Source organism: Bacillus sp. 2175, assembly GCF_057812155.1.
In genome coordinates this window covers 536,134-560,627 of record NZ_CM173819.1, presented here as the reverse complement: position 1 = coordinate 560,627, position 24,494 = coordinate 536,134, and the positions used below count along the sequence as shown (strand labels likewise).

Below are 24,494 nucleotides of genomic sequence, written 5' to 3'. Positions count from 1 at the left end.
ATTTTTCTAAATTATACAGGGGGGAACGAACATGACCATTGAAAATCAATTTATTCAAAAAGTTTACTATAAAACATTTTTAACAGAAGAAACTTCTACTCCTGCATCGGAAGTACTCGGTGAAGCATATATAAATGAATCTAAAAATGAATTCTCCAACATTTCTAATATTCGATTTGCTCAAGGTGAATTTTATTATCAAAATAAAGATTTTGAAGCAGCTATATTTAAATGGGAAAAAGTAAATAATGCTCTTGCACTTTGGGCGACAAAAAATATTGCAGATGCTTATTTTGAACTAGGATTCTTACCAAAGGCAGAAGAAATTTATCAATCTATTCAAACGGAAGATACAACTCTTACGATGGAGGTTTCCTTACAACTTCTTTCTCTTTATATCGAACAAGATCGTTTAGGACTCGCTTTTAAGACGATTAGTGAAGCTGTTGCATTCCAACCGGATTATCCAAATATTACTGCAATTGCACGTTCTTTCTATGAAAAACAAGAAGATTGGAACAACGCTATCGAACTAGCTGTTCAAGAAGGTATTCGAACACAATCTTTACACTGGTTTGATACGTTAATAAATTACATAAACAAAGGATTTACAAAAAATATTAAGCCTGAATATTTCTATGAGTCTTTAAAAGCTCTATATGCTGTTGATCAAGCTCAATTTAAAGAGCTTGTTATTGCTCTTTGGAATAGCTATCAACATGAATCCTTATACCTTCCTTGGATTCAAAGTATTAATCATTTATTCTTGCATATTGAAACAGACAATAATGACGATTGGAATGAAATTTCTACTCGCTATCAAGAAACATACTTTGCATTAATTACCGGAAATCATTTTATGCATGAATTAAACGGACTTGTACCAAATTTATTAACAAATTGGTTTAGTTTAACGAAAGCAAAAGATTCTCTAGTTGTCTCTGCAGCAGTGTTAGCATGGAATGAAGTCTCACCTACAACTTTAGAATCATTACTCGTAAAAAGTGCTGGATCCTTACTTTCTAATACATCAGCTGAAGCAGATGTAAATATGGAAACAGTTTCTCATTTATTCGAAACAATCGCTGTATGGGCTGAGAAAAATGATGTAGATTTAAGTCATCAATTTACGCTACTAGTCCATGAACTATGTGATTTAAATGTCACACCACTACTAATAGCTGGAACTAGTGACCATGATAAAACATCATTTGTTAATTCAATATTGGGAGAGAACATCTTAACTGAAACTTTAACAACTCCTATTCTATTTAAAGACGCTAGTCAAACTGAAATAACAGAATTTACCGAGTTAGATATACGAAATATCCCTAACCTTGATGAATTCCATCAAATAACGGCTACATCTGCTCAGTCAGAACTTGAGAAAAAATGTATAGAAATTAAGCTACCAAGTAGGTTTTTAAGAAAAAATAAGTTTACATTTCTTCTTACACCATCCATTCAAGAGCAATTGGATAAAAACAATGCATACTTTGAATACTTACAAGCAGCAGATAGTCTTGTTTACGTATTAAATTCTTCTTCACCATTGCATAGTAAAGAAATTGATACATTAATTTATTTACGTGAACAAGTACCAAACTTACAAATTCACTTCGTATTACACACAAATAATACGACTACTAATGAAAAACTAATTAGTAAACTTAAAGTACATTTTCCAGATGCACAATTCTTCCCATACTCTCCTTCGCAAGAGAGTAGCCAGCAACTTGGAGATGTAACAGAATCTATTCTCTCTAATCTTGCAAAACGCGATATAGAAAAAGAACGTATAGAAAAGCTAATATGGTTTACACAAAAGACAATTGCTTATCTCATAAATGAACGTGTGGAATTAGAAAATACATTAGTAAAATCCGTACGCTGGAATAAACACATCTCAGTGAAACTTACTGGATTTATTAATAACCTTACTGCTCTTGAAAAAGATAAAATTCGCTCTATTACCGAATCCTATCTTTTAACGAAAGAAGAAATTACACGAGATATACATTCTCAAATTCCTGAATTATTACAGAGTTGCTCTGATCTTGTTCAAGAAGATAGTGATTTCAAACTAGTTCATGAAGAATTAAATGCTGCAATGAATGAACGTGTTCAAAAGCATGTACAACAGGTACTTCTTCCTAAATTTACTGGGTCTATTCAAGAATGGATTGAAACAGCACATAATGAATTTATTCAAGCTCAAGCTTATTTAGATGAAATGAGTGAAACGTTTAATAAATTATATAAAGAAGAACGTATGAAACTTCCTTGCGATTTCAAATTATTAGATGATTGGAATCGAGATGTTGCACGAATGACAAATCGAATTACAGTAACGAACATCAATATTTTATTACGCTTTACACCGACACAGTTTTTCTTAAAAAGTGCCGGAAAATTATTTGGTAATATGCAAAAAAACCAATCTATGCTCGCCAACAAATATAAACAATATATTGAAACAGAAGACTATACAGAAATTGCTCACACAATTTCCAAACAATTCTTCCTTCAATTTGAAGTATTTGAAGGTGCATTAGAACGTGATATCATGATGTTCTTCAAAGATCCACTTAATATATTGAAACAAAATGTAGATGCAGCTCAACTTGAGATACAGGAAGACGAGCAAACATTAGCGACGCTAAGAAGCAATCCAGAAACATATCATGATCCTTTGGCGTTATTTAAACTACAATTACTACAACATAAATTTGTTTTAAGTACTACAAAGAAACATGAAGATATCTTTGTATCAAACGAATCTCCTACTGTTTAACAAAAAAACCAAGCAAACTAAAATTTGCTTGGTTTTTTTACTTTATTATTTTCATATGTTCAAACGGATAATAAATGCCTGCTAACTTTCCTAACACATCTTCTCTATCAATAAAACCTAAACCATTTCTACTATCTTTACTTATTAAGCGATTATCTCCCATAACAAAAATCTTATTTTTAGGAACTGTAATCGGTCCAAAGTCCTCTGTTAAATTCATAAGTTTTTTTTCTGCTTGTTTTTTATTACTATCCAAATACTCTTCATCTTTCATTTCAGAATTTACATATAATTGATCATTTCTCATCTCAATTATATCTCCAGGCAATCCAATCACTCTTTTGACATAAAAATTATCTGTTTTCACAACAATAATATCTTCTCTCCCATAGCTTTCAAATTGTTTTGCTAACTTATTAACAATCACCCTATCTCCATCTTGCAACGTTGGCCTCATAGATGCTCCTTTTACAGTCGTCGGAAAAAACACAAAAATTTTCGCCAAAAACACCAATAAACATGCAATTGCAATAGTTCCAAAGAATTCACGCCAACGTTTTTTCTTTTGCATCATTTCACCAACTCATCATCTTTTTACTTTTATTATAAATAATACGACCGGTGATTTTCTACAAAATTCTGAATTGTAAAATTATAATATTAGAAATTTCACAATAAAAATACTGATCAAATTAACAAGCAAAAAAGATACTCTCAAAATAGTCTATCCACTATTTTTGAGAGTATCTTTTTATAATCCCACATATACAATACACATTTGAGCAGCTACATATGTAAGCCAAATCCAAAGTGGCTCATACTTCAATTTACGCCCTCCGATATCTGTCACGCCAATAATGAAATCAGAAATTACAAACAGTAAGCCACCAAACGCTGGTATCCACCATATCCCTGTATTTTCATAATATAAGGCGAATGCAAAGCAAGCCATTCCTCCAACCCACAATCCGTAAATTAGAGCTCCTATCGTAAACAACTTATCCTGTTTATCATTTCGGATAAAGAAGAACCATCCTACAATTAGAAAGAGCCCATATACGAGTAAGCCAATCCAAAAACCATTCCATGAAATTCCTGTTTGCAAAAATGCTTTTACATAAAAACAATGAGCAAGAGCGAAAGTAACCATCCCTCCAATTAATCGATGACCAATTGGAATCAGCCCAGCCATAAACAAATCTCCCACAGTCGATAAAGTCATACCAAGTGCAACCCACGTACTATACTCTACAGATGGATCTTGTAACCATATGCAAATTGCACTACCTGTTAAAGAAAAACTAAGAATAAGACGAATTGCTAAAGGTAACGGCATATTATCTTTCGTTCTTTTTGTCTGCCCCATTGCATAAATTGCACCAATAAAAAAAAGAAATATTTGCCCAATTAACACCACGTAAAGTAGATTCATAATATTTTCTCCTCAATAAATGCTTTTTGTATCTTTTTTCGTTACACTTAGTCTATTATCCTTTTTCTATGAAAAAAGAAGAACAGTACTGTTCTTCCATTGTAATCGCTTTTCTGCTCTCTATGCTACTTGTTTTTCTTGCTCCATTTTTTGCTTAGCTGGTGTCCTATTTACCACAATGATTCCCGCGGCTACACATGCTAAACCGAGTAGCACAAATGAATGAATTGCTTCACCTAAAATCATGCTCGATAATAACACACCAAATACGGGTATAAAGAACATATACATAGATACTTTTCCAACCTTGTTATACTTCATAATTGTATTCCAAATGCAAAAACCAGCTGCAGATAAGAAAGATAAATAAATTAGCATAAGTAGTGCATGTAGACTAAATGTAAATGGCATGACTCCAACTTGTAAAGCCCCTATACATAATAATCCTATAGAACCAAAAATCATTTGGTATGCTGTCATATAGCCAACATCTAATGTTTTACTACCTTCTTTTGCTAATATGTTTCCATATGAATACAGCATGCTGCACTAAGAAGTAATAAGCTTCCGATCCCAAAATGAAATGATAAGCTACCATCACTCGGCACATTTACTAAAATGACGCCACAAAAACCAATAGATACCCCAATTAATTTTCTCATATTGAGAGCATCATCTTTATATAAAAAATGGGCGAGTAAAATTTGAAAGAATGATGATGTTCCTGAAATGATAGCTCCTTCAATTCCTGAACTATAACTCATTCCAATGTAAAAACAGATATATTGAAGAAACGTTTGGAATAAACCAATTTGTATTAACTGTTTCCCTGTTCCTTTTTTGAAGCTCATATCTTTTCCTAACACTTTAAAGAATAATAAGAGCATGACTCCAGATAAAAAGAAACGATAACCGGCAAATAATATTTGCTCTCCAACTTCTTGTGGTTGAATTCCAAGTTCAACATAACTTAATTTAATAAAAGGAAATGCGCTTCCCCATAAAAAAGTTGCTACTATTGCAGCAATAAATACGCCAATCGGATGGGTAAAAATTTTCTCTGTCTTCACTTGTTGTCTTCCTTTCCGATCTTTTTATGAACAATATTCATATATACCAGAGGAGTTGCGAAAACACAAGTTTTCCGTTTATACTTGAAACAAAACCGTACCATCTCATAAAAACATATGATATACTATAGAATAATTACAACATAAGAACTATTAAAAACAGATTCAACAGAAATGCTGCTATCCATTATGGATGGCAGCTTTCGTCGTTTTATAGGGGTTTCGATTTTGATTATTTTTCTCAATAAGAATGCGGAAGGAGCGGGTAGTAATGAACTCAGAAGTAAAAACGTTACAGTCAAAAGAAACAATTTCTCATCCCTCTTTATGGGACACATTAAAAAAACATTATGAACTTGTATTTGCAGTAGCATCTGGTATTTTTATTTTAGTTGGCTGGTTATTCACAAAAAACGATGTAATGAATGTAGGTATTACTTGCTATATCCTTGCTTATATAGTTGGTGGATATGCAAAAGCGAAAGAAGGCATTGAAGATACGATTGAAGAAAAAGAGCTAAATGTTGAAATGCTAATGCTCTTTGCAGCTATTGGTGCTGCAATTATTGGCTACTGGGCAGAAGGGGCTATCTTAATCTTTATCTTTGCGCTCAGCGGTGCTATGGAATCTTATACATTAAGTAAGAGCCAAAAAGAAATTTCCGCTCTTCTTGACTTACAACCCGAAGAAGCATTACGCATTTCCAACGGAACGGAGGAACGTGTTCCTGTTGGAGAGTTACAAATTAACGACATTATTTTAATTAAACCAGGTGAACGTGTTCCCGCTGACGGTACGATTCATAACGGTGAAACAAATATTGATGAAGCAGCAATCACGGGAGAACCTATTCCAAATGAGAAAAGACATGGCGATGAAGTATTTGCAGGTACTGTAAATTTACGTGGTGCTATCGAAGTTAAAATTACGAAGCCAAGCGATCAAACATTATTCCAAAAAATTATCCGTCTCGTCCAAAGTGCACAAAGTGAAAAATCACCATCACAACTATTCATCGAAAAGTTTGAAGGAACATACGTAAAAGGTGTACTACTCGTTGTTGCGCTTATGATGTTCGTTCCTCATTTCTTACTTGACTGGAGCTGGAATGAAACGTTTTATCGCGCTATGATCTTACTTGTAGTCGCATCTCCTTGTGCACTCGTTGCTGCCATTACACCAGCAACGTTATCTGCAATTTCTAACGGAGCAAGAAATGGAATTCTCTTTAAAGGTGGCATACATTTAGAACGCCTCGCTTCAGTAAAAGCAATCGCCTTTGATAAAACAGGAACATTAACAGAAGGAAAACCTACCGTAACAGATGTATATGTTCGAGAAAATATGACAGAAAAAGAAGTACTTTCTATTACAGCATCCATTGAAAGTCACTCTACACATCCTTTGGCTGCATCTATTGTTAAATATGCACAACATGCGTACGACATTACATTAAAAAAACCTGAAAAGGTTGAAGATGTAACTGGTTTTGGGCTAAAAGGAATATTCGAAAACAACGCTTATAAAATAGGTAAAGCTGATTTTATCGGTGAAGAAACAAAAACATTTCATAATGGTATTTCTGCCTCACTTGAAAAGGAAGGTAAAACTGTCGTTTATATTAGTGATGAGGGAGGCATTCTTGGACTTATCGCTTTAAAAGATACGCTTCGCCAAGAAACAATAGCTGCTATTCGTGAATTACAAAGCATTGGTGTCGAAGCAATTATGATTACTGGAGATAATGAAGAAACGGCAAAAGCAATTGCCTCTGAAAGTAATATAAAGGAATATTACGCATCATGTTTACCAGAAACAAAAGTTGAAACGATTAAAAAGTTAAAAGAAAAATACGGTACAGTAGCAATGGTCGGAGACGGTATAAATGATGCACCTGCACTAGCTACTGCTAGCATTGGTGTCGCAATGGGAGAAGGAACAGATGTAGCTTTAGAAACTGCGGATGTTGTACTGATGAAGAACGAACTATCTCGTCTTTCCCAAGCAATTCGTTTATCAAAACGAATGAACCGTATTGTGAAGCAAAACGTAATCTTTTCGCTAGCCGTTATTGCCATGCTAATTTGTTCAAACTTCTTGCAATTTTTAGCTCTTCCATTCGGTGTTATTGGCCATGAAGGAAGTACGATTCTTGTCATTTTGAATGGCTTACGATTATTAAAAGGCAGCAAATAAAACGGGTCCCTCATAGAGGACCCGTTTTTTTTAATGATAGCTATTATGACCGTTCGCACTGCTACTCGTTTTATGCTTTGGATGCGAACTGCTCTTTTGTTTATTATTACTTTTATTATTATGGTTCTTTTTATTATTACTCATGAAATATCCCCCCTGTTCCTTTTTATTATGGAACAAGAGCTCATTATTCATTACGGGAATTATTGTCACCGGTTCTATAATGGTGGAGTAAACCATTAATTTCACCGCCAAGTAAAATTACCCATCCAGTTAAGTAAAACCATAACATTAAAATAATGATACCACCGAGACCACCATATGTATTGGCGTAATTCGCAAACTTATCTACATAATAAGCAAATGAGTACGATACCACAATCCATCCTACAGTAGCAAATAACGCCCCTGAAATAACTTCTCTTCTTTTTAACTTTCGATCTGGGGCAAATGTATATAAGAAACTAAACAAAGCAAATAGCACGAAGAAACTCGCTACTAATCGTGTAATGCTCCACACGAAAGAAAAACTATCTGATAAACCGAGTGCTTTAAACACTGCTGCTCCAATAACTTGTCCGAATACCGGAACAATTAATGCAAAGACAATCATAAAAATAATAGCTAATGTAAACACAATTGATAACGCTCTTGTTGTAATAAAAGAACGTGTTTCCTTCACGTCATAAGCGCGGTTAAAAGCATTCATAACCGCATTAACACCATTTGAGGCAAACCATAACATGGATAATAAACCAAATGATAATAAACCACCATTTTGCTGGTTTACAACTTTATCTACATTTACCTCAATTAAGTTCATTGCATCATCTGGTACATAAACCTCTAATAAACTAAGCACATCCTCTGTTTGAATGGGAATAAATCCAAGAAGCGTAATTAAGAAAACGAGCCCAGGAAAAATTGCAAGCAAGAAGAAATAAGCGAGCTGTGCTGCCAAGCCCGCTACATCATCGCGCATCGTCCGGTCATATAAATCTTTACCAAACGAATAAGTACGATTTCTTCTCACCTTTTCTAAAATTTTTCTCATATATGTTTAAACGCTTTTCTTCTCTTCTTTATCTTGCTTTAACTCAATGTACGCTTCAGTTTTTTTTTCCACTGCATTTGAGTCTTTCATAAATAATTCACGCGCTTCTTTCATACCACCATCTTCAGCAACTACTGGCTCTTCTTCTGCTTTCAGCTCATCTACCTTTGGAGATACAGCTTGAATTTCAATCGTTTCTGGCTTTTCTTCTGGCTCAACTTTTTTCTTACTAAAAATTTCTTTCGTTTCTTTTAACGTCTCTACAACAGATGGCGTTAATTTTTTAATTTCTGCTACTTTCGCTTTTACCACATTGAAATCAGCAAGTTCGCGTCCTTTATCTGTAACAGTTTGCACTTTTTCTTTAATCTTTGCATTTTCACCAATTTCAATCATCTTTGTTTTTGCTTTTTCTGCTGTATTTTTTACTTTTTCACGGTTTTCTTTCTTTAACATGGATACAGCTACACCTGCCGCTACACCAATCGCAATGTTTCGAGCAATATTATTTTTCTTTGCCATATTCCTTCACCCTTTCATTTCTTATGTTAGAAAGTATTTCTTTCTAAGCTTCCTCATATTCCTTGTTCATTTCGAATGAAAGCTAATAGCTTTGCACACCCTTCTGTTACAAGGTCATATACTTCTTGGAAATTCCCTGTATAGTAAGGGTCAGGAACGTCTGTCCAGCCACCGTCTGGAACAAAGTCGGACAGCCTACCAATATAGCCTCCAGTTTTACCTAAACTTTTTAAATCTGCTATATTCTTGTTGTCCATGGCAATAATATAATCAAACTTTGTTAAGTCTTCTTTTTCTACTTGCCTTGCTTTAATTCCTTCAAAAGTGACTGCATTTTCTTTTAAAATTTTTTGTGTTCCTTTATGTGGCGGATGGCCAACATGCCAATCTCCAGTTCCTGCAGAATCAATGACAATTTTCTCTTCAAGTCCCTCTTTTACGACAAGATTTCGAAAAATCGCTTCTGCCATCGGAGAACGGCAAATGTTCCCAAGACAAACAAACAATACTTGAACCATACTTTTGTTTCTTCCCTTCTTGGTGCATTTCTTTATATATACTTATAGTATAAACAACCAATTATTAAATATAAAGGAAATCCCTACTAATTTAATGGGATTGAAAAGATTCATTAACGAAAATGATAAAAAATGTTAAGATAGCCTTATGTTATTTTAAAGGGGGACACTTCGGTGGATTTATCCGTAAAGTCAGAAGAAAACGTTGAATATATGGTCGAAGCTATTAAAGAAAAATTACGTATGGTTAATGCTGGAGCGATGAGAGCTGCTAGTTTTAACGAAGAAATGTACGAAGATTTACGTGACATTTATGATCATGTTATGAAACGTGAAACATTCAGCATTAGTGAAATGCAAGCTATTACAGAAGAATTAGGTACATTAATTAAAAAGTAAAAAAGCCTCTCTTATATGAGGCTCTTTTTTATTTCCAACAAATTCATGACAACTCTTCTCTTTCCCTCAACCAACTGTAAAATATTGTACAATAGAAGTAGAACCTCACCTTAGATTTTTCTCCATACATACTACTCACAAATAATAGCAACACTACCATTGCTAACTGTTTTTACTGGAGGTGCTTACTTATGAGCAATTGGTACAGTAAGACGAAAGATCAAACATTAATTGACCTAGAAACAAACGAACAACACGGTTTAACAGATGAAATTGTAAGTGAACGTTTAAAGCAATACGGTTCTAATGAATTAGCTACAAAACAAAAACGCACTTTATGGCAGCGTATTTTCGCCCAATTTAATGACGTCCTCGTATATGTCCTTATTATTGCTGCCCTTATTTCTGCCTTTGTAGGTGAATGGGCGGATGCCAGTATTATCGCGCTTGTTGTAGTTTTAAATGCTGTTATCGGTGTTGTCCAAGAATCTAAAGCAGAACAAGCTTTAGAGGCACTAAAAAAGATGGCAACACCTAAAGCCATCGTCAAGAGACATGGTGAACTAAAAGAAATTCCATCTGAGCACGTCGTTCCAGGTGATATCGTTATGCTCGACGCCGGACGATATATCCCATGCGATTTACGCCTTATTGAAACCGCAAATTTAAAAGTTGAAGAATCTGCTCTAACTGGTGAATCTGTCCCTGTTGATAAAGATGCAATCTACCACCCTTCCATGCAAAGTGATGAACAAGTACCACTCGGCGATCAAAAAAACATGGCCTTTATGTCTACTCTTGTAACATACGGAAGAGGCGTCGGTGTTGCTGTTGAAACTGGAATGAACTCACAAATTGGTAAGATTGCTACCCTTTTACATGAAGCAGACGATGATATGACACCACTTCAAAAAAGCTTAGCACAAGTCGGAAAATATTTAGGCTTTGTCGCTGTAGCTATTTGTATCATTATGTTCCTCATCGGTTTTTTACAAGGCCGGGATACGTTAGAAATGTTTATGACTGCTATTAGTTTAGCCGTTGCAGCTATTCCAGAAGGCTTGCCAGCTATCGTTTCCATCGTTCTTGCAATTGGTGTGCAACGTATGATTAAACAAAACGTTATCATTCGCAAACTACCAGCTGTTGAAGCCCTCGGTTCTGTCACAATTATTTGTTCAGATAAAACAGGTACGTTAACGCAAAATAAAATGACCGTTACTCACTTTTATAGTGATAACACATACGATCGCTTAGAAAGTTTAAATGTAAATAATGATGCGCAACGTCTATTGTTAGAAAATATGGTGCTATGTAATGATGCGTCTTATAATAACGAATCACAAACGGGAGACCCGACTGAAATTGCACTTCTCGTTGCTGGAACCACTTTTAACATGCAAAAAGATTATTTAGAAAAAATACATGAACGTGTTAACGAAGTACCTTTCGATTCAGATCGTAAAATGATGTCAACCGTGCATACATACGATGAAAGCTACTATAGCATGACGAAAGGCGCTATCGATAAGCTCTTACCTCGATGTACCCATATTTTTAAAAACGGCAAAATCGAGATTTTAACTGATTCTGATAAAAATCAAATATTAGAATCTGCCGGAGCAATGTCTCAAGAAGCTTTAAGAGTACTTTCATTCGCATTTAAACAATACAATTCAAACGATATGGATATAAATCATCTTGAAGAAAATCTTATCTTTATTGGTCTTGTCGGTATGATTGATCCACCACGAACTGAAGTGAAAGATTCAATTAAAGAATGTAAAAAAGCCGGTATTCGCACAGTTATGATTACCGGTGACCATAAAGATACCGCCTTTGCAATTGCCAAAGAACTTGGCATTGCTGAAGAACTTGGCATTGCTGAAGAAATATCGGAAATTATGATTGGAACTGAATTAGATAACATTTCTGATACAGAACTAGCTAGCAAAATTAATCATTTAAATGTATTCGCTAGAGTCTCTCCAGAGCATAAAGTGAAAATTGTAAAGGCATTACGCGCGAAAGGAAATATCGTTTCTATGACTGGTGATGGTGTCAATGATGCACCATCTTTAAAGCAAGCTGATGTTGGCGTAGCGATGGGCATTACAGGAACAGACGTTGCAAAAGGGGCAGCAGATGTCGTGTTAACAGATGATAATTTCTCATCTATTGTGAAAGCCGTTGAAGAAGGTAGAAATATTTATCGTAACATAAAAAAATCAATTCTCTTCCTACTCTCTTGTAACTTCGGAGAAATTATCACTTTATTTTTAGCCATTTTACTCGGCTGGGCAACACCACTACGACCTATTCACATTTTGTGGGTAAATTTAATTACAGATACCCTGCCTGCATTATCACTTGGGGTTGATCCTGAAGATCCTGATGTGATGAAGGAAAAACCACGACATGCGAAAGAAAGCTTATTTAGTGGTAGCGTTCCTTTCCTTATTTTCAATGGGATTGTCATTGGGCTTTTGACGCTAATAGCCTTTATCGCCGGAGCAAAGTTCTATACTGGAGATACACATTTATTCCCTCTTTTCCCAGAGCAAATTGATGAGGATGCTCTATTACACGCTCAAACGATGGCATTTGTCGTTCTTAGTTTTTCTCAGCTCGTTCATTCATTTAACTTGCGTTCAAGAACGAAATCAATTTTTTCCATTGGGATCTTTACAAATAAATATTTAGTCTTCTCCCTTCTTATCGGTGTTCTTATGCAAGTTTGTATCATCTCCATCCCGCCCCTTGCAAATATATTCGGTGTACATGCATTAACGATGCGAGATTGGGGATTTGTTCTCTTATTAAGTATCATTCCACTTATTGTGAATGAGATTATTAAATTAGTGAAGAGAAACTAAAAGGCAATGAGGAATAGTCCTCATTGCCTTTTCATTTACCCTACTATTTTCCGTGCAGTAAAACTCCCACCTCAAAATTCAGTTTGAGCAAAGAAGTTAGGTGGTAGATTAACTGCCCATAAATGTCCAATTGTGAAGGCTAATAATCGGTGGGGATGAACAAAACCCCACTGATTAAAGTTTCACTTTATCCTTGTAATTCTTTTTTGATATTCTCTGTTAATGTAGCCATACGTTTGCGGCTTTCTTCACGCTCACGTTTGTTTTGTTCTTCAATTTGTTGTGTTTCTTGCATACCTCTTGAAATAATGTTCCAAGTTTCCTCAAGTGTTTCCATCTTAATACTAGAAGAACCTGATAATCTCGCTACTTCTACACTTTGCGTTGCGATATTTTGTGCATTTTTCTTAAGTAATTCATTTGTACGGCGATCCAGTTCAGCCATAGAATCTGCAACAAGCTTTTGACGCTTCGCATTTACCGCTTGAATGATACCATTTTTAAAAATAGGAATCGTTGTAATAAATGCTGTATTAATTTTACCAATTAATTTATTATTACCACGTTGAATCATACGAATTTGTGGTGCTGTAAGTAGCGCAACCATACGCGCTTTTTCTAAATCATCAATACGTTGCTCTAAAATTTCAACCGAGTTTTTAAGCGACTCTAATTCAATACCTGCTAATTGATCATTATTACGCACACGCTCTTCATACATCGGAACTAACTCTGTATTTAAACGCTCTAATAACATTTCTCCTGCTACTACGTACTTCTCTAAGTCTAAATAATATTTTAAGTTTTGCTCATACAAGCCATCTAACGTACCAATTGATTTTTTCATCTCATCTTGGTACTTCGTAATTTCCACATACACTTTATCAATTTCACGGCCCATCGTTTGATACTTGCTAAAGATTTGTTCAATCATTTTATCCGCTTTTTTGAACATACGTGAGAAGAAACCACTTTTCTCTTCCGCAAAGTCTTTGCTATCAAATCTGTCCATAATTTTACCAAGCTGTTTTAATAATTCACCAGAATCTTCTATCTTTGATAATGACATTGTATGTAAAATTTGATCAGCAAAACGTGAAATTTCCATAGAAGGTTCTTTTCCAAGTTCAATTAATTCTAATTGATCTTTAATATCTACTGCATTATAAATACGTTGTACATCCGCATCTTGTCTAAGTTGCAAGCGAATATCTTGTGCTGTTTGCTCATTTAATTCTGTTTTCGGATCTAGTACGACTGGGTTATTCATATGGTATTCTCCCTTTCCTTATAAAAATGGACGAAATAGTCCTTTTATTGTTTGTGATAAATTTTTATAGGCTGATGAACCATGAAACTCAAGATCGAAATTAACCTCTTCAAGCCAATGGGAATCAAATGCCCCCGCTTCAATATACGGTTCAATATCGTTTCTTCCCGTTGGATTGAAATGGAATACATCTACTCCAATTTGATTTAAAAATAGTAATAAAACAGCATCAGAACGAGTTAACTCTCCACTCTTCTCATTATTAAATATAACAATTTTCGGCACATCTTGTGAATAATCAAATTTCTCAAGCTGTTCTAAAATATTCGGTGGTATTTGAGAAAGTTGCGCGAAAACATATAGCGCTACATCTTGTTTTGTCTCTTTCGCAATTGGTTTGCACATTTCACTTTCACACGTATGGATAATCGCTTCTGCAATCCCATGTTGTAAACCTTCCGGTAAACGCTTATGCGGCCACCAATGGCTATTCATAATTAGATCAGGATGTAATTTCCCCCCACGGTCTAATGCATCTCGATAATGATATTGGAAGTTTGCTTTTTGCTCTTTCGTAAATGGGAATGTATTAACTAGTATACTGTTATCAAATGATGTAACAGCCTTTAATCGTTGAAAATACTCTTTATCATTCTTTGAAACGCCTGATATTTTCGCAAATAAAGAAGGGATATAAATATGTTTATTTTCAACAAAGAATGTCGGGCGTACAAACGCCTTTTCTTTCGTAATTAAAAAGAGCTCATCATATGTTGTTTTTAGTGTACGAGCTACAGGCGTATAGGAACGGAATTGCCACGGCTTGTACAGCAGTGAATTATCGTGGTGAAGTACTTGCTCAATTTCTTTTGAAGCTTGATACGCTACTGTTGCCACACGCTCGCGGCGGCGATCTGGAAATGGTTCAAGAGAAATACGGCCTGGATGAGACACAATAAAGGTCCTTCCCTCTTCATCAACATTCTCAAATCCATCTTTTCCTTCTGGGTGATAATAAAGCACATCACAACCGAGCATAATAAGAAAGTATAAGAAATATATACGGCTTTCCTGTGCATCACCATACCAAACGATACGCGGCATCTGTTTCTTATAATTAATCGTAGTAAACCACTTCGCTACATAATTTTCGCTTAGTTTAATTATGTCGATTAAGAAACGACGGAAGCCTTCTGTCTTTAACGACTGATTATGTTGTTTCTCATATAATTTCAATAGTGAAATAAACGTCGTATGTATGTAATGCTGTAAATCAGGATTGTCTACTTTCGGTAAAAGTTGTTTCCCAGATAAGTGTGCAACTAACCTATTTACTGTCAGACCATTTGGTGCTTCTTGATGTAATCCGAACACTTCTTGAATATGACGAAGCTTTTCCGAATCAATCACTTTGTTTAAATTTTGTTCGTGTAAAACTTCGATTCCTTTCGCTTCACTATAATCAAACAGTTCATTAAAATATTCATCTACATCATTAGGAACGCCAAGGATTCGACATGCTATATAACTAAATTTCATCTCATTCTCTGTCAGTTCATATTGTGGACGTTTTTCTAAAAGCGTTTCAAATTGCTTTAAATCTGATTCATCTTTTAATGCATATGGTTGAAGTGTAAAACGTGAAAACACAACAGTTCACCTCCAAAAACAGTTACGTTTTTTCTAAGTCCTTCTTCTATTATAAACTATTTTTTGTTATAAAAAATGGGCGCTCGCAAAACGAGCAAACCCATTTCAATTATTTATTATCTTCTTTAGTAGCTGCAACTTCTTCTTTAGCTTGTCCAGAATTCTTCATGTAGTGAATTATAAATGTTGCTCCAAATGCTACAACTAAAATAATAAAGAATAGTGTATGACTAATCTCAATCTCGATTAAAGACAGTAACATTTTCGATGCAATAATTAAGATTAAAATGTATGCTGTCGTTTCAAGCTCTGGAATACGCTCTAATAATTTCAAGAATACACCGGCAATACCACGCATCATTAAAATACCTAGCATTCCGCCTAATAATAAAATCCAAACTTCATTAGATACACCAAATGCAGCAAGTACACTATCTACAGAGAATGCGATATCCATTAATTCGACCATTGCAACTGTTCCCCAGAAGACACCGAACATTCTGAAGAAAATACTGTTTTGGTTCATACCATGAGCTTCCTCTTCTTCACCTGCACCTTTACGCTTATCAATAAAGTATTTTACTGATAACCAAGCAAGGTAAAGTGCACCAAGAAGTTTTACCCACCATAATTTAATTAAGAACATTCCGATTCCAATTGCAATAAAGCGGAATATATAAGCTCCAATAAGTCCATAGAATAATGCTTTTTTACGTTTCTCTTCAGGAAGGTGTTTTACCATTACCGCTAACACAAGTGCGTTATCAGCAGATAACAACCCTTCAAGTACAACAAGTGTACCAATTAATCCCCAAGATACTGGATCTTGCAACACTTTAATCCACATGTCCAAGTCGAAAAACTGAGCATACGTATCAAGGATTCCTTGCAAAATACTCATCTTACCTTTATCCCCTATTCTTTGCTAGATTTATAGAAAGGTCAAAAAAAGGAAACGAATATCGTTTCCTTTCTATGCATCCAAGCCATACGCTCTTACAAGCGCACCTAAACCACCTTGGAATCCACTTCCTACTGCATTAAACTTCCACTGTCCATTATGACGGTATAATTCACAAAAGACAACTGCTGTTTCGATAGAGAAGTCTTCCCCTAAATCAAAACGAAGAACTTCTTCGTTCGTCTCTTCATTCGCTAAACGAACGAATGCGTTTCCTACTTGTCCAAAGTTTTGATTACGGCCTTCCGCATCATAAATTGTAACTGTAATAGCAATTTTATGAACGTCTGCTGGAACCTTTTTCAAATCTACAACAAGTTGCTCATCGTCGCCTTCGCCTTCACCTGTTCTGTTATCGCCAGTATGTAAAACTGATCCACAAGGAGACTTTAAATTATTATAGAAGATAAAATCAGTTTCCTTCGTACATTTCCCGTTCGCATCTAATAAAAAAGCAGATGCATCTAAATCGAAATCGTCTCCGCCATCATAAGATTTAATATCCCATCCAAGACCAATTACTGCTTTTGTTAAACCAGGACTCGTCTTACCTAAATCAATCTTCTGTCCTTTTTGTAACTGAATAGCCATTTATATTCACCTCTATATTTTTATCTTTAAAAATATACCCATCAGTAAACATGCATTTCACCAATGGATATATAAATTAAATCTATTACTCTACATCTAAACCAAAGTTATTACATAGAGACGCTAACCCACCTTGGAATCCACTTCCGATTGCATTGAACTTCCAATCACCTGCATGGCGGTATAATTCACCTACTACTACCGCTGTTTCAATAGAGAAATCTTCTCCTAAATCGTAACGAATTAACTCTGCATTCTTTTCTTCATCGAGAATACGTACGAATGAGTTAGAAACTTGACCAAAGTTTTGGCTGCGGCCTTCTCCATCATAAATTGTAATTGTGAAACAAATACGTTCGATGTGAGCAGGAACATTTTTTAAATCGATTTTAATCGCTTCATCATCGCCTTCGCCTTCACCAGTTCGGTTATCTCCTAAATGCTCTACAGCACCATTCGCACCTTTGGGATTATTATAGAAAACGAAATCTTCTGCTCCTGAAACTTTACCGTTCGCACCTACTAAAAAGATACTAACATCTAAATCGAAATCAGCTTGTCCATCATAACGATTTGTATCCCAGCCAAGCCCTACAAGTACCTTTGATAAACCTGGATTTGTTTTTGTTAAATCTACCTTTTGTCCCTTTTTTAAAGAAATAGATGCCATTTAAAAATTCCTCCTTAGTTTATCCTATTGATAACGTGATACAATCTCACTTAAGTTTTTATCTTGCGTGCCTTCTCCAACTGCTGAAAACTTCCACTCATTTTCGTAGCGATACATTTCTCCTGCAATTAAAGTTGTTTTACTAGCATAGTTTTCTGATAAATTATAACGTGCTAATTCCTCACCTGTATGAGGATTTTGAATACGAATATAAGCGTTACGAATCATACCAAAGTCTTGACGTCTGTTTACACAGTCATAAATATTTACAACGAATACTAAACGGTTAATACGACTTGGGACTTTATGTAATTCTACAAAGATTGTTTCATCGTCACCTTCGCCTTCACCTGTTAAATTATCTCCTGAATGAATAATACTACCACAAGTAGAAAGTTTGTTTCCGAAGTAAACTAAATCATTTTTGTTTAAAAAACGATCTCCTTCTAACATAACAACAGATGCATCACAATCTATATTTGGTTTACTTCCAAATAATGAAGACAGAAATCCACCTGATTGCCCAATTGGATCCCAGCCTAAGCCAACCTGTAGTTTTGCTACTTTTGGTTGTCCTTTCGTTAAATCGATCTTTTGACCTTTTTCTAAAATAATAGGCATGAAGTTTCTCCCTTTCTACAAAGCATTTTCCATATCGGAAAATATTGTATTCTTCTCTTATATTGTAGCATTATTTACCTATTGATAAAAAGGATAAATTCTCAGTTATATGAAAACATTCATATAATTTACTTATGATGATGTAATAAGTGGTAAATAGCACCAATCATTCCTGCACAATTACCGTTTTGTGCAAGTTCAATCTCACAATTATTATAAATCTCTTGATTTAAGTATTTACTGACCTCTTCTTTTACTTCTTTTAAAAACTCATTTCCTCTATCGGTAATTCCTCCCCCAATAATAATTGTTTCTGGATTAAAAATATAAGCAAGATTACTAATTCCGATTGCCAAATGTTTAAAGAAAATCCCAACTGCTTGAGCAACTTCTCTATCTCCTTTATCATACAACTCAAAAATTGTTCTCCCATTCCACTCGCCTTTGCCTTTATATTTTCTTACAAGCCGAATTAATCCTGAAATCGAAGCAACCTCTTCAAACGTTTTTCCTTCTATTAGCATATTCCCCCATTCACCAGCACTAAATGAATGTCCTCGGTACAATTCTCCATCTATAAAAATTGCTCCCCCAACTCCTGTTCCAATGGTGAGCATAATAAAGTTCTCTTTCTCTCTTACACTACCATTCCACTTTTCTCCAAACGCTGCACAATTCACATCATTGTCAATCGATACTGGAACTTTTAATATCTCTTGCAATCTATCAATAATAGGAATAGTACTATATCCCGGAATATGATCCGCGCCTCCCGTCACAATTCCCGCAGTGCTAATACCAATTCCGGCAATAGTATGTTCATTCATTAATTTTTTTGATAAAAGAATGAGTTTTTGAATAATTTGTTCTCCGCCTAAGTGAATTTCTGTTGCAACTGTTTTACGCTTTAATACTCTCCCTGCTTCTGAAATAATGCCATACTTAATTTGCGTACCGCCAATATCAAACGCTATATACTTTTTCATCTACTGCCACTTCCTCTACCGTTATGAATGTAAATTCTCCACCTCTATTATTTGTAGGAAATCTACATTAACTCTTTTCTGCTTTGACAAATATACCACCTTTTTCTATATATAGTTTTTTTTGCATAAAACTCTTTTTCCTAAGAAATATTACAAAGGGATGTATTTTAGATGGAACATTCATTTCTTAGGAGGAAAACCATGACGAAAATCTTCATTTTAGCATCAACACTCTCTCTATCTTTTTTTAGCGGTTTAAATATCGGTAATGCTGCAACTGAAAACTTCCAACCATTAACAAACGCTATTGTACAAAATAGCGATCATTTTGCAGAAGGAAACTCAAAGGATAATAATAAACCTCCAGGAAATAACGGTTCTCAGGACGATAGTGGTTCCGGTGGCAGCGGCTCTGGTGAAAACGGTTCTGGTGAAAACGGTTCTGGTGGCTTTGGCGGCAACAGTTCCGGCGGTAACGGTTCTGATGGCAGTGGCCCTGGCGGCAATGGTTCCGACGATAACGGTTCTGGTGGCAACGGTTCTAGCGGCAGTGATTCTGGCGGTTCTGGCGGCAACGGTTCCGGCGGTAATGGTTCCGGTGGCAGTGGCCCTGGCGGCAATGACTCTGGTGGCGATGGCTCTGGTGGCAACGGTTCTAGCGGCAGTGGTTCTGGTGAAAACGGTTCCGGTGGCAGTGGTTCCGGTGGCAGTGGTTCTGGCGGTAACGGTTCTGGTAGCAACGGCTCTGGTGGCAGCGGCTCTGGCGGCAACGGTTCCGGCGGTAATGGTTCCGGTGGCAGTGGCCCTGGCGGCAATGGTTCCGGCGATAACGGTTCTGGTGGTAACCGTTCTGGTAGCAACGGCTCTGGTGGCAGCGGTTCTGGCGGTAACGGTTCTGGTGGTAACCGTTCTGGTGGCGATGGTTCTGGTGGCAGTGGCTCACACGGCGGTAATGGCTCTCAAGGTGGCAATCGTGTTAAAGGCGATAGCAATTCTCAGGAGGGCAACGGTTCTCAAGGGGGTAATGTAAAAGATAATACGAAAAAACAAGGTGATAAATTACCGAATACCGCAACGCATTACCCTATATCTATTTTAATGGGTCTTTCAATATTCCTAATTGGTATGTTACTGTTTATTCGTCGTAAAAACGTAAAATAAGAGCAACATACTTCCATCTAAAGAATACATGAAATACTTTATAAAACTAAAAAGGACTTTGGATTGCATTTTATTATGCAGCCCAAAGTCCTTTTTATCACCTATCAGAAAAAGTATTAATACGCTTTTCCCCAATACACCATTTGTTTAGCTTCTTTACCACAACAAATGCATTCTTCAGCTAAATGCTCTTGCTCAAAAGGCATACAACGTGAAGATACTCCAACTTCTTCTTTTAGTTTTTCTTCACAAGCTAATTCCCCGCACCACATTGCCTTAATAAAGCCTTGCTTTTCGTCAGCTATTTTTTTCATCTCTTCGAAATTTGTCGCAACATACGTATTCTCATCGCGAAATGCTTTTGCTTTATCAAATAAAGCAATATGAATTTCTTCAAGTAATGCTGGAATACGTTCTTCTAATTGATCCATTGGTACAAACTCTTTTTCCTTCGTGTCTCTTCTTACAAGTACAACTTGATTCTTTTCAATATCTTTAGGGCCAACTTCTAATCGAATTGGAATCCCCTTCATTTCATACTCATTAAATTTCCAGCCTGGTGTTTTATTACTAGCATCTATTTTTACTCGTGCAACCTTTTGAATATGTTCTTGTAACTCTATTGCTTTTGCTAAAACTCCTTCTTTATGCTGAGCAATCGGTACAATAACAACTTGCACTGGAGCGACTTTTGGTGGCATTACAAGTCCATTATTATCACTATGAACCATTATTAGCCCGCCTATCATTCTTGTTGATACACCCCAAGATGTTTGGTGCACATATTGCCACTTACCGTTACGATCTAAAAACTTAATATCAAATGCTTCTGAGAAATTCGTGCCAAAGTTATGAGAGGTTCCTGTTTGAAGTGCTTTTCCATCATGCATTAAACTTTCAATTGTATAAGTTGCCTTTGCTCCAGCAAACTTCTCTTTTTCTGTTTTTTGTCCTTTAATAACTGGTATTGCTAAATAATCCTCACAGAAAGAAGCATATAAGTTTAAAATATTTAATGTTTCAGCCTGCGATTCTTCTGCCGTTTCATGGATTGTATGACCCTCTTGCCATAAAAATTCAGTCGTACGAAGGAACGGCCTAGTTGTCTTCTCCCAACGAACTACTGAACACCACTGATTATATAACTTTGGCAAATCATTATAGGATTGCACAATTTTTGAAAAGTGCTCACAGAATAAAGTTTCAGATGTAGGACGTACACAAAGTCTTTCCGCTAACTTTTCATCTCCACCATGCGTAACCCATGCTACTTCAGGAGCAAATCCTTCAACATGATCCTTCTCTTTTTGCAATAAACTCTCTGGGATAAACATTGGCATATATACATTTTCATGGCCAGTTCCTTTTAACTTCTCATCCATCACCTTCTGCATATTCTCCCATAAGGCATAGCCATACGGACGTAAAATCATGCACCCTTTTACACTTGAATAATCAACAAGTTCGGCTTTTTTTACAATATCGGTATACCACTGCGCAAAGTCCTCTTCCATCTTCGTAATGGCTTGCACTTGTTCTTTTGCCATAGTCAGTCTTCCTCCTTCTAGAAAATACAAAAAAGCCCGCGTCCCTAAATAGGGACCGAGCTTTGCCGGCGTTACCACCCTGATTCATGCACAAAAATTGCGCATGCTCTCTTTTTGATAACGGGAAATTCCCGCTGCATATGCAGAACTCAAAGGCAGGTTCCATATTGCCTTTTTAAGAATCTTTCAGCCTGACGGATTCTCTCTCTGCTAAAAAGGTTGAACATGTACTAGTCCTTTTTCATCGTTATAACGAAATAAATTTGTTGATTATCATAATACAAATTCTTTTTTAAAACAATAGCTAATTTTCTTATTTTTATATATCCTTTTCATTTTTTGTAGTTTTATACGTAGCTTTTCCGCGTAATTTTCACAAGTTGATGTGCAATCATACCGATAAGTGTACCAATTAGGACGAAGAAACCAATAAATCCATATCCCATTCCTTCCCACCCACCAATAACCATCATTGTAACGGGAAAGGACGCTAAGCAAAGAAGTATTAAACTAAGTGCAAATATAATATCAAACTGTTTGTCTGGAAACCGTTTCTTTAGTAAATATGAAATAGTAAATACAAGGATAATCGTGATTCCGCCAATGATGTAAAAAATACCAAATCCATCTAACCAATCCATAGTGTTCCCTCCCTCCATAGATTCCCTTATACTTAATTATATGTTTAATTTTTCTGAAAATAAATAATAAACTTTCACCTAAATATATGTATTTATTACTAGGTGTTAATAGTAATATATAATAATAGGTTTTATATAATCAGGAGGGAACTTTATGGATAAAGCATTAACAAACCACGTCATCATTTTATCATTCGACTGTTTATCAGCTTTAGATTTTCCTATACTACAAAAACTACCTCATTTCCAATCTCTAATAAAAAAGGGCACGGTTGTCGAAAAAGTAGAACCAATTTATCCTTCTGTAACATATCCAAGCCACTCAACAATCGTAACTGGTAATTACCCTAACAAGCACGGTGTTGTTAGCAATACGTTACTTCAACCAGGGCGTGAATCACCTGATTGGCATTGGTACCGAAAATCAATAAAAGGAACAACATTGTATGATGAAGCGCGCAAAGCAAATTTAACGACAGCTGCCCTTCTATGGCCTGTTACTGGAAGAGCGAACATCGATTACAATTTACCAGAAATTTTCCCCAATAGACCTTGGCAAAATCAAGTGTTAGTTTCCTTATTTAGCGGTAGCCCACTATACCAATTAGATTTAAATCGTCGTTTCGGCCATATAAGAAATGGTTTATCACAACCAGAGCTGGATGATTTCGTCCTCGCCTCTGCTGTGCATACAATCCAGACGAAAAAGCCTAATGTCATGTTCGTACATTTCACCGATCTAGACACACAAAGACACTATCACGGCTTTGAATCTAACGAAACAACAGCTGCTATCCAGAGACACGACGAACGTCTAGGGAAAATTATTCAAGCACTAAAAGAAAGTGACCTATACGAAGAAAGTACAATTATTGCCCTTGGTGATCATAGCGCTTTAAGTGAAAACAAATCCATCCAATTAAATGTGCTATTCCATGAAAGAGGACTTATATCTCTTAATAAAAAAGGAAAATTAGTAGACTGGAAAGCCTATTGCCAAAGTTGCGACGGCTCTGCCTATGTATATGTAAGGGACAAAAATGATACGGATACAATCCGGGAGGTACAACTACTCCTTGAAGAACTACTTCAAAATAAACAAAACGGAATTGAATTTATACTTCATGATGAAGCTGCCAAAGACTGCGGTGCAGACGTTAATTGTTTATTCATGTTAGAAGCACGAGAAGGGTATTATTTCACTGAAAACTATACAGGAGATTTTATAAAAGAAATTACTGAAAAAGATGTTACGCCTAGTAAAAAATATACATTTGGTACGCATGGATACTCTCCAACAAAACCTAACTATGAAACAATTTTTATCGCTGCTGGGAAAGGAATAAAAAGTGGCTTTACCGTCCCGTATATGAGACTTATTGATGAAGGTCCAACTATCGCTAGACTACTCGGTTTACACTTAGGTGAAACAGACGGAGCAATTGTAGAGGATTTACTCCAATTGTAAAGAACTGTGTATATATGTAAAAGTTATGTAAAATTCATCACTGTTTCTCTTTTTATAATTTTTATT

20 protein-coding genes, 1 pseudogene and 1 other annotated feature are annotated in these 24,494 nt (G+C 35.7%); of the genes and pseudogenes, 6 read left to right on the top strand and 15 right to left on the bottom strand.

Features of this window, described 5'->3' with window-relative positions; genetic code table 11:
• Positions 1 to 31: 31 nt before the first annotated feature.
• Positions 32 to 2,794 (top strand): tetratricopeptide repeat protein, encoded by a 2,763-nt coding sequence (locus tag ACXKY9_RS03080; RefSeq protein WP_000151409.1) that lies wholly within the window; start codon positions 32 to 34, stop codon positions 2,792 to 2,794.
• A gap of 37 nt (positions 2,795 to 2,831) precedes the next feature.
• Here the strand turns inward: ACXKY9_RS03080 and lepB are convergent, their stop codons facing one another.
• The 3 genes and pseudogenes from lepB to ACXKY9_RS03065 all read right to left on the bottom strand — a co-directional run bounded on the left by lepB (position 2,832) and on the right by ACXKY9_RS03065 (position 5,296).
• Complete coding sequence (gene lepB, locus ACXKY9_RS03075) at positions 2,832 to 3,368, bottom strand: signal peptidase I (RefSeq protein ID WP_000983311.1); 537 nt, start codon at positions 3,366 to 3,368, stop codon at positions 2,832 to 2,834.
• Positions 3,369 to 3,545: 177 nt separating this feature from the next.
• Positions 3,546 to 4,226, bottom strand: a complete 681-nt coding sequence (locus ACXKY9_RS03070; RefSeq protein WP_001051071.1) for a lysoplasmalogenase — start codon at positions 4,224 to 4,226, stop codon at positions 3,546 to 3,548.
• 120 nt (positions 4,227 to 4,346) lie between these two features.
• Positions 4,347 to 5,296: pseudogene (locus ACXKY9_RS03065) on the bottom strand (DMT family transporter).
• Between the two features lie 271 nt (positions 5,297 to 5,567).
• On the opposite strand from ACXKY9_RS03065, the gene ACXKY9_RS03060 reads away from it, so the two are divergent.
• Positions 5,568 to 7,493: a heavy metal translocating P-type ATPase gene (locus ACXKY9_RS03060; RefSeq protein ID WP_001083773.1), complete on the top strand. Its 1,926-nt coding sequence runs from the start codon at positions 5,568 to 5,570 to the stop codon at positions 7,491 to 7,493.
• 187 nt (positions 7,494 to 7,680) lie between these two features.
• Here the strand turns inward: ACXKY9_RS03060 and ACXKY9_RS03055 are convergent, their stop codons facing one another.
• From ACXKY9_RS03055 to ACXKY9_RS03045, 3 genes are read right to left on the bottom strand one after another with little or no spacing between them, the layout of a single operon-like run.
• Positions 7,681 to 8,547 (bottom strand): YihY/virulence factor BrkB family protein, encoded by an 867-nt coding sequence (locus tag ACXKY9_RS03055; protein ID WP_001226536.1) that lies wholly within the window; start codon positions 8,545 to 8,547, stop codon positions 7,681 to 7,683.
• Between the two features lie 6 nt (positions 8,548 to 8,553).
• Positions 8,554 to 9,069 (bottom strand): DUF4075 domain-containing protein, encoded by a 516-nt coding sequence (locus ACXKY9_RS03050; protein WP_001085388.1) that lies wholly within the window; start codon positions 9,067 to 9,069, stop codon positions 8,554 to 8,556.
• Positions 9,070 to 9,122: 53 nt separating this feature from the next.
• Complete coding sequence (locus tag ACXKY9_RS03045; protein ID WP_000250916.1) at positions 9,123 to 9,587, bottom strand: low molecular weight protein-tyrosine-phosphatase; 465 nt, start codon at positions 9,585 to 9,587, stop codon at positions 9,123 to 9,125.
• Positions 9,588 to 9,761: 174 nt separating this feature from the next.
• Between ACXKY9_RS03045 and ACXKY9_RS03040 the strand changes: the two genes are divergently transcribed.
• A complete protein-coding gene (locus ACXKY9_RS03040) occupies positions 9,762 to 9,986 on the top strand; it encodes a DUF1128 domain-containing protein (protein WP_000366196.1) in 225 nt (74 codons plus the stop codon).
• A gap of 191 nt (positions 9,987 to 10,177) precedes the next feature.
• Positions 10,178 to 12,862: a cation-translocating P-type ATPase gene (locus tag ACXKY9_RS03035; protein WP_000073687.1), complete on the top strand. Its 2,685-nt coding sequence runs from the start codon at positions 10,178 to 10,180 to the stop codon at positions 12,860 to 12,862.
• 187 nt (positions 12,863 to 13,049) lie between these two features.
• Here the strand turns inward: ACXKY9_RS03035 and ACXKY9_RS03030 are convergent, their stop codons facing one another.
• The 7 genes from ACXKY9_RS03030 to ACXKY9_RS03000 form a co-directional block, all read right to left on the bottom strand.
• The gene (locus ACXKY9_RS03030; RefSeq protein WP_001064404.1) at positions 13,050 to 14,132 is read right to left on the bottom strand and encodes a toxic anion resistance protein; all 1,083 of its coding nucleotides are present in this window, start codon (positions 14,130 to 14,132) and stop codon (positions 13,050 to 13,052) included.
• Between the two features lie 18 nt (positions 14,133 to 14,150).
• Positions 14,151 to 15,782: a YceG family protein gene (locus ACXKY9_RS03025; protein ID WP_000492868.1), complete on the bottom strand. Its 1,632-nt coding sequence runs from the start codon at positions 15,780 to 15,782 to the stop codon at positions 14,151 to 14,153.
• Between the two features lie 109 nt (positions 15,783 to 15,891).
• Entirely contained in the window at positions 15,892 to 16,683 is a 792-nt protein-coding gene (locus ACXKY9_RS03020; protein WP_000025688.1) for a TerC family protein, read from the bottom strand.
• A gap of 72 nt (positions 16,684 to 16,755) precedes the next feature.
• Positions 16,756 to 17,334, bottom strand: a complete 579-nt coding sequence (locus ACXKY9_RS03015) for a TerD family protein (RefSeq protein ID WP_001007532.1) — start codon at positions 17,332 to 17,334, stop codon at positions 16,756 to 16,758.
• Between the two features lie 85 nt (positions 17,335 to 17,419).
• A complete protein-coding gene (locus ACXKY9_RS03010) occupies positions 17,420 to 18,004 on the bottom strand; it encodes a TerD family protein (protein ID WP_000146720.1) in 585 nt (194 codons plus the stop codon).
• A gap of 24 nt (positions 18,005 to 18,028) precedes the next feature.
• Positions 18,029 to 18,625, bottom strand: coding sequence for a TerD family protein (locus ACXKY9_RS03005; RefSeq protein WP_001121578.1), 597 nt, complete (start codon positions 18,623 to 18,625; stop codon positions 18,029 to 18,031).
• 128 nt (positions 18,626 to 18,753) lie between these two features.
• Positions 18,754 to 19,611 (bottom strand): ROK family protein, encoded by an 858-nt coding sequence (locus tag ACXKY9_RS03000; RefSeq protein ID WP_000759850.1) that lies wholly within the window; start codon positions 19,609 to 19,611, stop codon positions 18,754 to 18,756.
• A 201-nt stretch (positions 19,612 to 19,812) separates the two neighbouring features.
• Here ACXKY9_RS03000 and ACXKY9_RS02995 point away from each other — a divergent pair, with 201 nt between their 5' ends.
• Positions 19,813 to 20,772 carry an LPXTG cell wall anchor domain-containing protein gene (locus tag ACXKY9_RS02995; RefSeq protein WP_000161145.1) on the top strand — a complete coding sequence of 320 codons (960 nt, stop codon included), beginning with the start codon at positions 19,813 to 19,815 and terminating at the stop codon, positions 20,770 to 20,772.
• A gap of 116 nt (positions 20,773 to 20,888) precedes the next feature.
• Here ACXKY9_RS02995 and proS read toward each other — a convergent pair whose 3' ends face one another.
• Both proS and ACXKY9_RS02985 read right to left on the bottom strand, forming a co-directional pair.
• Positions 20,889 to 22,319, bottom strand: a complete 1,431-nt coding sequence (proS, locus tag ACXKY9_RS02990) for a proline--tRNA ligase (RefSeq protein ID WP_001040992.1) — start codon at positions 22,317 to 22,319, stop codon at positions 20,889 to 20,891.
• Positions 22,320 to 22,366: 47 nt separating this feature from the next.
• Positions 22,367 to 22,573: a binding site (T-box leader), on the bottom strand.
• 93 nt (positions 22,574 to 22,666) lie between these two features.
• A complete protein-coding gene (locus ACXKY9_RS02985; RefSeq protein WP_000383858.1) occupies positions 22,667 to 22,960 on the bottom strand; it encodes a YesK-like family protein in 294 nt (97 codons plus the stop codon).
• A gap of 154 nt (positions 22,961 to 23,114) precedes the next feature.
• Between ACXKY9_RS02985 and ACXKY9_RS02980 the strand changes: the two genes are divergently transcribed.
• On the top strand, positions 23,115 to 24,428 hold the full coding sequence (locus ACXKY9_RS02980; protein ID WP_000356416.1) for an alkaline phosphatase family protein: 1,314 nt from the start codon (positions 23,115 to 23,117) through the stop codon (positions 24,426 to 24,428).
• The last annotated feature ends 66 nt before the right edge of the window (positions 24,429 to 24,494 follow it).